Origin of the sequence: Lachnospira hominis (ex Hitch et al. 2025), assembly GCF_040096395.1 — a bacterium.
Classification (GTDB): Bacteria; Bacillota; Clostridia; order Lachnospirales; family Lachnospiraceae; genus Lachnospira; species Lachnospira hominis.
Genome location: NZ_JBBMES010000031.1, coordinates 1 through 10,253, shown reverse-complemented (window position 1 = coordinate 10,253; position 10,253 = coordinate 1). Strand labels below are relative to the sequence as shown.

Below are 10,253 nucleotides of genomic sequence, written 5' to 3'. Positions count from 1 at the left end.
GTTGTGGGAACCTCCGGCAGCGGCAAGTCCACCCTGCTTCACATGATGGGCGGGCTGGACACTCCCACCAGCGGAACAGTGATTGTTCGAGGCGAAGAACTGGCAAAGAAGAACGACGAGCAGCTTACCATCTTTCGCCGCCGCAACATCGGCTTTATCTTCCAGAACTATAACCTTGTTCCGATCCTGAATGTGTATGAGAACATCGTCCTGCCGGTGGAGCTGGACGGGGACACGGTGGATCAGAAGTTTTTGGACGAAATCGTTCACCTGCTGGGGCTGGAAGATAAACTGAAAAATATGCCGAACAATCTTTCCGGCGGCCAGCAGCAGCGTGTGGCTATCGCCCGCGCCTTGATTACCAAACCGGCTATTGTGCTGGCCGACGAACCGACTGGCAACCTTGACAGCAAGACCAGCGCCGAGGTGCTGGGGCTTATCAAGCGCACCAGTGCGGAGTTCCGGCAAACTGTTGTGATGATTACCCACAATGACGACATAGCCCGTCTTGCAGATCGGATTGTCCGCATTGAGGATGGCAGGATTGTGGAATAAGGAGGTGGCAAGCTATGACATGGCCTTTTGAAAATGATACCAGTGACATTGAAAAGAAGCTGGCAAAGCGCAGTTTGCATCGTGAACGGCAGCGTAATTTATTTGCAATCATTGCTCTTGTGCTAACTGCATTTATGATAACTGCGACATTCAGTATTGGTTTTAGTTACTTTGAAACCTACCAAATGCAACAAATTCGGTTAATGGGAACTACCGCTGATGTCGGAATCACAAATGTCACAGAAAATCAGTTGGTTGAAATTTCAAAATCAAACCTTGTCCTTGACGTAGGTATACAGCAGCGTTTAGGCAGTGTTGATACAGAGCAACTGCAAAATGCGAGATTAGGTATAGTTTGGATAGATGATACCGAGTGGGGAACCCACCGTCTGCCTACTATATCAAGTGTTGTAGGAAATTACCCATCAAGTAAAAACGAAATTATGCTACCTACATGGGTGCTTGAACAGATGGGCATTTCTGATCCGCAAATAGGGATGGAGATTGTGTTGTCGTACCAAATTGGCGATAGCTATAATTATGTCTCAGACACCTTTTTGCTGTCGGGCTACTATACGGACTACATTCCAATGCGCACAAATAATCGTGGTTATGTTTATGTTTCATCCGCTTTTAAGGATAGCTTAAATGTATCACTGGATAATAGTGTTACGGCAATGATCCGTTTTCAAGGCAATGATAATGCTGACAAAAACTGTGAAAGATTGCGGCGTGAGATTGACTTTACAGAAGGGCAAACATTTGAAATTGTACCATTAGAACAGGCAAATGGTGGAACTATTATTTTAGCTGTAATAATTTTAGCAGTTTTTATATCCTTTAGCGGCTATCTGCTGATTTATAATATTCTTTATGTCTCTGTCGTAAAAGATGTGCAATTCTATGGCCGTCTTAAAACGATTGGAACGACCCAAAGGCAGATAAAGAGAATTATCTATAAGCAGGCAATCAGAATCTCTTGTATTGGTATTCCGATTGGTCTGTTACTTGGTGCGGTTGTTTCCTTTGGCATTGTTCCTTACTTCCTGAATATGATGTATTCAACAAATTCTGATGTGGGAACAAAAGTATCTTTTTCGCCGTTTATTTTCATAGGAGCGGCCATATTTACGTTTATTACCGTTATGATTGCAAGCATGAAGCCCGCCAAAATTGCCGGAAATGTTTCACCAATAGCAGCACTCCAATATACAGCAGCCAGCACAAAGAGCAGCGCCAGAAATTGTAGCAAAATGAAGTTGTCCAGAATGGCATGGAACAATGTCTTTCGTAATGCTAAGAGTACAACCCTTGTTTTTGCATCGCTTTTTTTCGGCCTTTCCTTGTTCCTTGTCGTCACAGGGCTATTACATGGTTTAAGCTCGGAGAATTATGTGAGCCAATGGGGAGTAAGCGATTTTGCACTCACATATAGTATCCACGAAAGAGAAGATTTAATTTCCAGCGAAATGGTTTCAGAGATTGGTCAGCTTGACGGCATTGAGAATTTGAGGTTGACCTATGCACCTTATCCTCAAGTAGCAGCAGATGTTGTATATGACGATGCTGTATTTCACGAGTTTCTTGCGTCATTAGACGGAGTAAACGGCATTGATTTTTCTGATCCGGCAAAATTAGAAAATTATCAGCAAAACTTTTTTAGCGGGGTTTTTGGAATTGACAGTGCATATTTGGAAGAAATCAATAAAACCTTAAACTTGCCTATTGACACGTCTGCCTTTGAACAAGGAAAGGTTGTGCTGCTGTCCAAAACAGTAGAAGACCTTATTCAGCCGGGGCAGGAAATAACAATCCAGACGCAGAACGGACAGCATTCCTTTATTGTAGCGAACGGTTATTTGAATGAAGGGTTTCGAGCAGGAGGAGGCAATGAGAGAGGGACGGCTCCTGATTTGTATATTAGTCAAACAGCTTTGAAAGAACTCTTTCCGCAATATAGAGTGTTCCGCGTGGCCTTTGATACGGATGGTCAACATGACGAAAGTATACTGCAAGAATTAAAGCAAATCACCGCATCACAAGCTAACATTGATATTATATCCCGATATGAACGGCGAGAAGAAATGCAGGAATATCTCATTACAGCAAAGGTTTTAGGAACAGGGTTGTCCGTGATCCTGCTGCTTGTTGGTGTCATGAACTTTGTCAATACAATGGTTGTCAATGTAAATACTCGGCGCTATGAATTAGCTGTTCTTGAAAGCATTGGAATGACAAAGCGACAAATCAAACGAATGCTATTTATGGAAGGTTTCTATTATTGGGGCGTTTCCCTTTCCCTTGCAGTCACCATTGGAACAGCAATCTTCATCTTGCTATATATGATTTTTAGTAAAGTGGCCTATTATACTGTTTTCTCCTATCCATTTATCCCGCTGGTGCTGGTGTCTGGACTGGTGTTGCTAATCTGCCTTATTGTGCCTATATGGGTCTACAAAACTGACGTTAACCTTCCAGTTGTGGAGCGATTGCGGTTGACAGAGTGAGTTTAATCAAATAGCAAAATGTGTTTATTTTTGATTACTCTTGGAGAACCAGTCTCTTATCCTGTCAATCAGGTTGACGGCTTTGAATTGACCATTGAAAAGCCCACATGGTCTCCGTTTAAGGGATATACCATTCGCTGGGCTGTTACTGCGAATTCTAAAGAAATCTATTCTTTCGGTGAGGATGGTAGTCCTGGCTTTGAGTATCTCGAACGCCACATTGACGGGCAATGGTATCGTTTGACATATTCGCAGGATATATTTCCTTTTAATAATTTAGAATTCTCATTGGGTGGAGACAGTACGGGCTTGCAGGGAAGTATTGTTCAAAAATATGATTATTATGGAACTCGCTTGGAGGCGGGAACCTATCGTGTAGTATTAGAAATGAAGGCAAAGGACGGAACACCGCATTATTTGGCGGCTGAATTTGATGTTGAGTAAATAAGCAGAAAGACAACTTCAAGTTTGTAAAACTGATGGAATAAAAAAATGTAAAGCTGGGAGCATTAGCTTACGGCTTTTTAAGTTAAAGCAAATAGAAGTAAATAATGGTCAAAAAACAATCGACATCCGACCTCGTACACGTTATAATATAAGTAATCTAATAAGAAAACAGTGTTATCATTACTGCATTGCTAAATGAGAATGGTAGCCATAAATATGAATTCGTAGGAACGGAATGGTTGAACCCTCAGGGTGACAATGTCACTCATTTGTCAGCGAGAGGTGCTTAACTTAGATGATTTTCAGTTTTCTTATTTTGACATGGATTTACAGGAAGGGTAGAAAAATCAATGATTTCATTGACTTATCCTAACTCAAAATAATATAGGTTTCCAACGGGGGCTTGAACTCCTAAGCGCTAGTTGGGGGTTCGATTCCCCCTGAGAACAGTTGTTTGAAGCAGTAATGATTAAGAAAATTCATTACTGCTTTTTACTTTTTTGGGTGGAAAAATCCACCGAAAATCATTAAAAAAATGATTATTTCATCCACCCAAAATTAAAAATTTCCACTCAAATGAGAGGAAATGATGAAAAAGTTGTGGAGATAGAAATTGAGAGACTTCACGATTTTAAAAATCATCCATTTAAAGTTCAGGCTGACAGTCAGATGAAGGAACTGCAGGACAGCATCAGTAAATATGGAATACTAAATCCATTAATTGTCAGACCAAGGCCGGAAGGATTTTACGAGGTTATATCAGGACACCGAAGAAAGTATGCAGCTATGGAGCTCAAATACACAAAGGTACCTGTAATAATCAGATACATGCTGGATGAGGAAGCAATGGAGAATACACTTGCAACACCAAATCTGTCTCAGGCGATAAGAATTAAGAAAATGCAGGAAGAGGAGAATATTTCTGTGGATAGTGTTGAAGCAATAATCACAGAAGTTAAACAAAAAGAAATAACTCGTGTTGTGTTTAAAAATGAGCAACTGTATAGGTATTTTCCATCATATTATACGGCTGAGCAGATGCGCAGAGAAATTTTAACGTTATTAAAGATAAACATGGAGAGCTATTAAAGGAGGAAAATGTTTGATTGATCTGAAAGCAGATCAGGATGAGATAAAGGAAGTGCTTGGAAATGAATATCAGGATTATAATCTGGAAAGATATCAGCAAACAGACATTCACAGGATAGCAAATGTGGATAGTAAAGTAATAATATCAACATGACGATATAGAAAATGCAGGGAAGCATTGTATTTCAAAGAGTTTGAGATACAATGCTTCTGCGTTTCTATAGGAGATAGTCGTTCTATGCGGAAAATAGTCATTTGATGCAGAGAATGATCGAGTGAAAGATTTGTTTGATATAATAAAGAGTGCTAGGTGAGACTTGTATGGTTTACAGGCATGAGAGAAATCAAAGACAGGAATGAAAAATATGAACATTATTATTTGTGATGACAGGATAGATGACAGAAAAAATCTGTCAGATTTGCTGTCAGACTATGGTGAAAAAAAGAATTATGAGTTTGCTATTACAGAATATGATTCTGGAGAACAGTTATGCGAAGAACAATCTGCTTTGGAAGCGTGCCAGCTATTATTTCTGGACATCAATATGCAGGGGATGGATGGGCTGAAAACAGCTATGAGGATCAAAGAAAAATACCCAAAACTTCCGGTTGTACTGGTGACGGCATACATGAATTACGCACTGGATGGATATAAGGTGAAAGCAAGCCGTTTTCTGCTGAAAGATAACCTTGCAGATACTATAGAAGAATGTATGGATGATTTGATAGCAGAAATTAATAAAAACAGTAGGATTCTCGAATTTCGTTTTGTGGAAGGAACGATAAAACTTTATGCAGATGACATCATTTATATAGAAACAGAGCTTCACAAAAATGTATTTTATACAGAAAAAGGGACATTTCAGATTTATAAAAAACTGGATGAACTGGAAAACGAATTAAAGAATATGGGATTTGTGCGGGCGCATTTAAGTTTTCTTGTAAATATGAAATACATTACCAAAATCAGCAGTTATGTGATGACACTTACGACAGGAAAAAAGATTCCGGTTCCCAAGGCACGATATGCACAGGTAAAGAGGGAATATATGCTGTATAAGGGAGAAGAATAACATGACATTCTGGGTATTGACATTTATTGCGGAAATGCTGGAAGTAAAAGGAACGCTATACTTTTTTGATACTTTTATGGAAAAAAGAGATGGCGGATATAGGAACAGATACAGATTTTTTGTTTATTGCGGAGTGCTTTATCTGGCAGCAGTCACAGGGGTATGGATCGGAATGTTAAAATGTATCCTGATTATACTGGTTATGTCTTTACTAAATCTGGCTTATTATGAGGTCTCCTTCCGGCAGAGTTTTTTATTTTCAATCATCAACTATACAATGCTTGTATTGATTGATTATGTGACTGTTTTGCTGGGAAGAGGAGGTTCAATCCAAGAAAAATGGTTTTTACAGGCACTGATATCAAAGACTGCTTTTATCATTCTGATGTTGTTTATCAGAAGATTTAGCAAGACAAGAAAAAGCTACGGTCTGATTACAGGAAAAGAATGGTTACAGTTTTTCTGTGTTCCTGTATTTACGGTGGTCGGTTTCATTCTTATGTTTTATTCAGAAAACGATGATATGCAGAATGTATTTTTATTTCTTTCGGTGGGACTGGTTGCGATTAACCTTATCCTTATGGAGTTCATGCAGAATACCATTGAAAAAGAAGAGAGAATAAAAATTGCGGTACTTACGGAACAAAATCAGAAAAATCGTATTGCAGATTATCAGGACCGGGAAGAAATCTATGAGCGTCAGCGAAGAAAAATGCACGATTATAAAAATCAGCTTTCCACGATCCAGACATTGATAAAGAATGGACACACAGATGAGGCACTTTCATTTACGCAGAAGCTGACAGAGAGCATAGCTGTCGAGATGTCGGCAATCAACACGAACCATCCGGTGGTCAATGCTGTTTTAAACCAGAAATACCGCAGCATGCAGGAGAAGCACATAGCAGTGATCCTAAAAGTAGGGGATCTGCAGGAGATTTGTCTGGAAGAGGAAGAGATTGTGATTCTGCTTTCCAATTTATTGGATAATGCAATCCGGGAGAGTGAAAAGGTACTGAAAAATACCGGAAAAGCGGTCATTCATCTGAAATTAGAGTGCGAAGAACATAAACTGATATTTGCGGTAAGAAATCCGGTGACAGAAAAGGTGGAAATTGAAAATGATACGATAAAGAGCAAAAGAGGGGATCATCACGGTATTGGATTGTTAAATGTAAAAGCAGTTGTGGATAAATATGGCGGTGATATGGTGCTTTCCTGCGATGAAAATGAATTTAAGGCAGTGGTCATCTTGTAAAGAGATGGTCTTTGTGTGCGTAATATGGTCGTTTGATGATATGGGACTAGGAGAACAGGTTATTTTATCCGATAAAGAAAGCAAAGGAGGTTACTATGAGTAATACAATTAATGTGAACTATATGACACGGGCTTGCAATCAGTACCAGCAGAAAATTGTGGCTAAAGATCAGGAGAAGGAAGATACAAGGTTTGCGGATAGTGTAAGAGAAAAGAGCGAAGCTAGCGGAAGTATAGTGGGCAATTCAAAAATAGGTTCTGTGTCTGCTAAAGATATGACGATGGTGGAATACAAGCAGTACATTTACAATAAAATATCCCAAATTCCAATGCATCCCACAAGGGCAGGCGAGTCAATATCTGTCACCATTTCAGAGGCGGGTTTTGAAGCGATGAAGAACGATCCAGAGTATGAAGCATGGGTATTAAATGATTTGCAGGTGGGTTGGTCACAACCGGATAAATGGTCCGGTATATGTGGAGGAGCGTTTTCTACAATATATTATGGAGCATCAAAAGAAGAATGTCATGCTGAGATGTGGAGTGATGGTTATAACAATGGGAATGGTGGGAAGATTTTTAATGATAAGTCAAAAAATAGTTTTTGGGAGCGCAGAATAGAAAATAAAAAGAGAATAGAAAATCAGGTAAAGAAACAACAGGAAAAAAAGCGGATTCAGAAAAAACAAGCGGAAAGAACAGCTTATGAAGAATATGCGCAAAATAAAAGGTTATCCGCTCAGGATGCCAGAACTCGATTGGTGGCTGAGAGTAGTTCGTTTGCTAAGACTGTCACAATAAGTCAGGCAGTAGCTTCTTATGAGGCAAATTTTACAATGGCAGTAAGCGTATCGAACAAAACCCAATAGCCTGCAAATAAAAAATCAAGGCTAAATAGAAAGGAGAGATGCAGTATGGGAATTAATGGAGTATCATCGTATGCCAATACATACACATACGGAAATGTAAAAAATGAAAATGTAAAGCCATCAAAGAATAGTGAAAAGAATTATTATGCAGGATACACTATGAATTCAGCCAATAAGTTTAAAAATGTATCAGACTATTCAAAGTATTTGACTAACAAGTATAAATGTTTGACTCCATGCAAAAATGCTTCTGTATTGATTGACAGAAGTGTAATGCAAAAGGCATGTGGAGATGAAAAAACTGCGAAATGGCTTGAGGAAAATTTAGCAATTATGCCAGATGTTATACGAAATGCACAGAAGGCGGCAATAAGTCATGGTAGTAAACTGATATCAGTGGAGTTTAAGTTTACGAATAATGGAACCGAAATGACAACCTGTGGCATTTTTGGAGAGACTGGTACGGATTCAGAAATTGACAAATGGCTGGAGAGAATGAAAGAGGATAAAGAAAAAGAAGATAAAAAAACAGAAAATATGATTGCTATAGAAGCGACAACTAAAAATAAGGTAGGTTTTGATACATATGCATAGTATCAATTTCTATAATTTTGAAGAAAGAAAAGATTACAAACAAGGTATTGAAGGTAGTGGAGAGAATTGCCCGGAATGAAGTGGAAAAACAGTTCTTGGCAGGACGGTAGAGTATTCAGCAATTTATCACCAGCCGAAAGGACCGAAGAAAAGGGAAAACTAGGTCAGAATAATGAAATATTTTGTGGAGTGTTGTGGTTGTGATTATCGTAATGGCAAAACAAAAGGAGTTAATATGGGATTAGGCGTTGAAAATTCAGTTAAATCCGGGCGGGAATCTGACCTATCAGGATTACGCAAGCGATATCTGGGAAATTTTAGCATATAACCGGACACAGCACAAAGATATTATGTCTGAGTTAAACGTACAGTTTGTGATAGTAGACGGTACAATTCAGATAAACTGATTGGAGGAATAGAAGTATGCACATCGGTTTTGGTCAGAATACCGTATCTTCATTGTACGGTCATCAAAAAGGCGATCATATGAAAACTATAGGGTTTTCTCATAAAAAGCATAAGGCAAATGAATCGCAAGAAAAAATGACCGTAACATCCGGCAAGGACGTATGCCGGAAGATAGAACATTCAGATGAAGTCGATGGGGAAAATCAGGAAAACACATATATACATGATAGTTTTGCCTTAGACGCTAGTTACGCAAATTATATCAGAGAAACGGTGCCTAAAACTGTTTGGTCAAATGATTATCTTCGAGAATTATGGGATGAAAATGCTAAATATTTAAAAAGTATCCGTGAAAGTAAAAATGGGTATGGTTTCGATGATATTGGAATGGGAGCTGCATATGCCTATTCTACTATGTATCAAAAAATTGTAGAAGGATATAGGAATGGAACAAGAGAAGTGTATGTATGCGATAATCCAGAGAGTGGGAAAAGACGTCTGTTGTCAATGGATGAAGAATTGGAAAAGCTAAATAAAGGTTTTGAGGAACTGATAAAATGGGACAAAATGGTTGCCAAAAGTCAAAAGCAAAATGCAGAAAATAAGCAGAAATTTCAGAATACAAAATTGGATGAATCGTTTGATGCCTTTGATATAAATCAGGCATGTGACTATATTCAAGATTCTTATTTAGAGTTCCGTTCACTTTATCTGGAGCAATATGAAAGAACGGGAGGAAATATAGATATAAAGTCTTTGTTTTCTTCTGTTTTAAGAAGCGGAAATCAGGATATGCATAAATATTGTGAATTTCTGTTTGAAAAAATTGGTTTTATTGTTTAATGCGGGTATTAAAATGTTTGAGAAATATTGAAATAATAAGGAAAAAGCAAGGGAGGGCAGTGGACTATGAACATTTTAAATAAACAGATTGATTCCATCTATGACCGACAGAAAAATTTATATAGTAAATATCCGCATTATAGCCAACAGAATGCAGAAAGTAAAAAGGTATGCGAACAAGAAAAAATCACAGCAACATCTGGAAAGGATGTATTGGGTATCACAAAAGGAGATAAAGAAAATTCTTATATTGTGCATTTCTCTGATTCTGCAATGGTCAGCAGGGCAGTTGCAAGAGGATATGTTACGGTCAATGGTAAAGAGGTGGAATTGACGGAAGATACCAAGCAGCAGTTGTTAAAGACAGACAAAGAAGCAAGTGCTGCGAGAGAAAAGGCATATCAGGATTGGTTGATAGTTTCTCGCAACTCTATTTTACCATAAATCTTGAGGAGATATTTTATTTTAACAACAAAAAATGCCGTATTTATGCGGCTTTTGGCGTTTCGCAAACGCCTATTTGATATAAAGGCATGAAAAAGTGCTGATAAAGGAGGATTAAAAATGGCTATTAGTGGAGTAGGACAGAGTTATTATCAGAACAATGTTG

General features: G+C 38.5%; 13 protein-coding genes. All 13 read left to right on the top strand.

Annotation, left to right across the window (positions count from 1 at the left end):
* Nucleotides 1-555, top strand: a 555-nt coding sequence (locus WMO38_RS14560) for an ABC transporter ATP-binding protein (RefSeq protein ID WP_349163174.1), incomplete at its 5' end; no start/stop codon positions are given.
* A 14-nt stretch (nt 556-569) separates the two neighbouring features.
* The gene (locus WMO38_RS14555) at nt 570-3,062 is read left to right on the top strand and encodes an ABC transporter permease (RefSeq protein WP_349163173.1); all 2,493 of its coding nucleotides are present in this window, start codon (nt 570-572) and stop codon (nt 3,060-3,062) included.
* A gap of 30 nt (nt 3,063-3,092) precedes the next feature.
* A complete protein-coding gene (locus WMO38_RS14550; RefSeq protein ID WP_337544353.1) occupies nt 3,093-3,506 on the top strand; it encodes a hypothetical protein in 414 nt (137 codons plus the stop codon).
* Between the two features lie 579 nt (nt 3,507-4,085).
* A complete protein-coding gene (locus tag WMO38_RS14545) occupies nt 4,086-4,598 on the top strand; it encodes a ParB N-terminal domain-containing protein (RefSeq protein ID WP_349155490.1) in 513 nt (170 codons plus the stop codon).
* A 13-nt stretch (nt 4,599-4,611) separates the two neighbouring features.
* Nucleotides 4,612-4,752, top strand: coding sequence for a hypothetical protein (locus WMO38_RS14540; RefSeq protein WP_349155491.1), 141 nt, complete (start codon nt 4,612-4,614; stop codon nt 4,750-4,752).
* A gap of 211 nt (nt 4,753-4,963) precedes the next feature.
* Nucleotides 4,964-5,671, top strand: coding sequence for a LytR/AlgR family response regulator transcription factor (locus WMO38_RS14535; RefSeq protein ID WP_243092128.1), 708 nt, complete (start codon nt 4,964-4,966; stop codon nt 5,669-5,671).
* A 1-nt stretch (nt 5,672) separates the two neighbouring features.
* Complete coding sequence (locus tag WMO38_RS14530; RefSeq protein WP_349163172.1) at nt 5,673-6,929, top strand: sensor histidine kinase; 1,257 nt, start codon at nt 5,673-5,675, stop codon at nt 6,927-6,929.
* On the top strand, nt 6,895-7,032 hold the full coding sequence (locus tag WMO38_RS14525) for a hypothetical protein (protein ID WP_154646182.1): 138 nt from the start codon (nt 6,895-6,897) through the stop codon (nt 7,030-7,032). The genes WMO38_RS14530 and WMO38_RS14525 overlap by 35 nt, the downstream gene beginning before the upstream one ends.
* Entirely contained in the window at nt 7,025-7,798 is a 774-nt protein-coding gene (locus WMO38_RS14520; RefSeq protein WP_195593240.1) for a hypothetical protein, read from the top strand. The genes WMO38_RS14525 and WMO38_RS14520 overlap by 8 nt, the downstream gene beginning before the upstream one ends.
* Nucleotides 7,799-7,843: 45 nt before the next feature.
* Nucleotides 7,844-8,392: a hypothetical protein gene (locus WMO38_RS14515; RefSeq protein ID WP_006859190.1), complete on the top strand. Its 549-nt coding sequence runs from the start codon at nt 7,844-7,846 to the stop codon at nt 8,390-8,392.
* A gap of 248 nt (nt 8,393-8,640) precedes the next feature.
* Complete coding sequence (locus WMO38_RS14510) at nt 8,641-8,799, top strand: hypothetical protein (RefSeq protein WP_154267374.1); 159 nt, start codon at nt 8,641-8,643, stop codon at nt 8,797-8,799.
* A 16-nt stretch (nt 8,800-8,815) separates the two neighbouring features.
* Nucleotides 8,816-9,643 carry a hypothetical protein gene (locus tag WMO38_RS14505; RefSeq protein WP_118057765.1) on the top strand — a complete coding sequence of 276 codons (828 nt, stop codon included), beginning with the start codon at nt 8,816-8,818 and terminating at the stop codon, nt 9,641-9,643.
* Between the two features lie 66 nt (nt 9,644-9,709).
* A complete protein-coding gene (locus WMO38_RS14500; RefSeq protein WP_117921150.1) occupies nt 9,710-10,087 on the top strand; it encodes a hypothetical protein in 378 nt (125 codons plus the stop codon).
* Nucleotides 10,088-10,253: the final 166 nt, after the last annotated feature.

Bases quoted from the DNA above. Each gene is read 5' to 3' on its own strand.
- WMO38_RS14545 (WP_349155490.1), top strand. From the start codon at position 4,086: ATGAGAGGAAATGATGAAAAAGTTGTGGAGATAGAAATTGAGAGACTT.
- WMO38_RS14530 (WP_349163172.1), top strand. From the start codon at position 5,673: ATGACATTCTGGGTATTGACATTTATTGCGGAAATGCTGGAAGTAAAA.
- WMO38_RS14555 (WP_349163173.1), top strand. From the start codon at position 570: ATGACATGGCCTTTTGAAAATGATACCAGTGACATTGAAAAGAAGCTG.
- WMO38_RS14520 (WP_195593240.1), top strand. From the start codon at position 7,025: ATGAGTAATACAATTAATGTGAACTATATGACACGGGCTTGCAATCAG.
- WMO38_RS14515 (WP_006859190.1), top strand. From the start codon at position 7,844: ATGGGAATTAATGGAGTATCATCGTATGCCAATACATACACATACGGA.
- WMO38_RS14525 (WP_154646182.1), top strand. From the start codon at position 6,895: ATGAAAATGAATTTAAGGCAGTGGTCATCTTGTAAAGAGATGGTCTTT.
- WMO38_RS14500 (WP_117921150.1), top strand. From the start codon at position 9,710: ATGAACATTTTAAATAAACAGATTGATTCCATCTATGACCGACAGAAA.
- WMO38_RS14505 (WP_118057765.1), top strand. From the start codon at position 8,816: ATGCACATCGGTTTTGGTCAGAATACCGTATCTTCATTGTACGGTCAT.
- WMO38_RS14535 (WP_243092128.1), top strand. From the start codon at position 4,964: ATGAACATTATTATTTGTGATGACAGGATAGATGACAGAAAAAATCTG.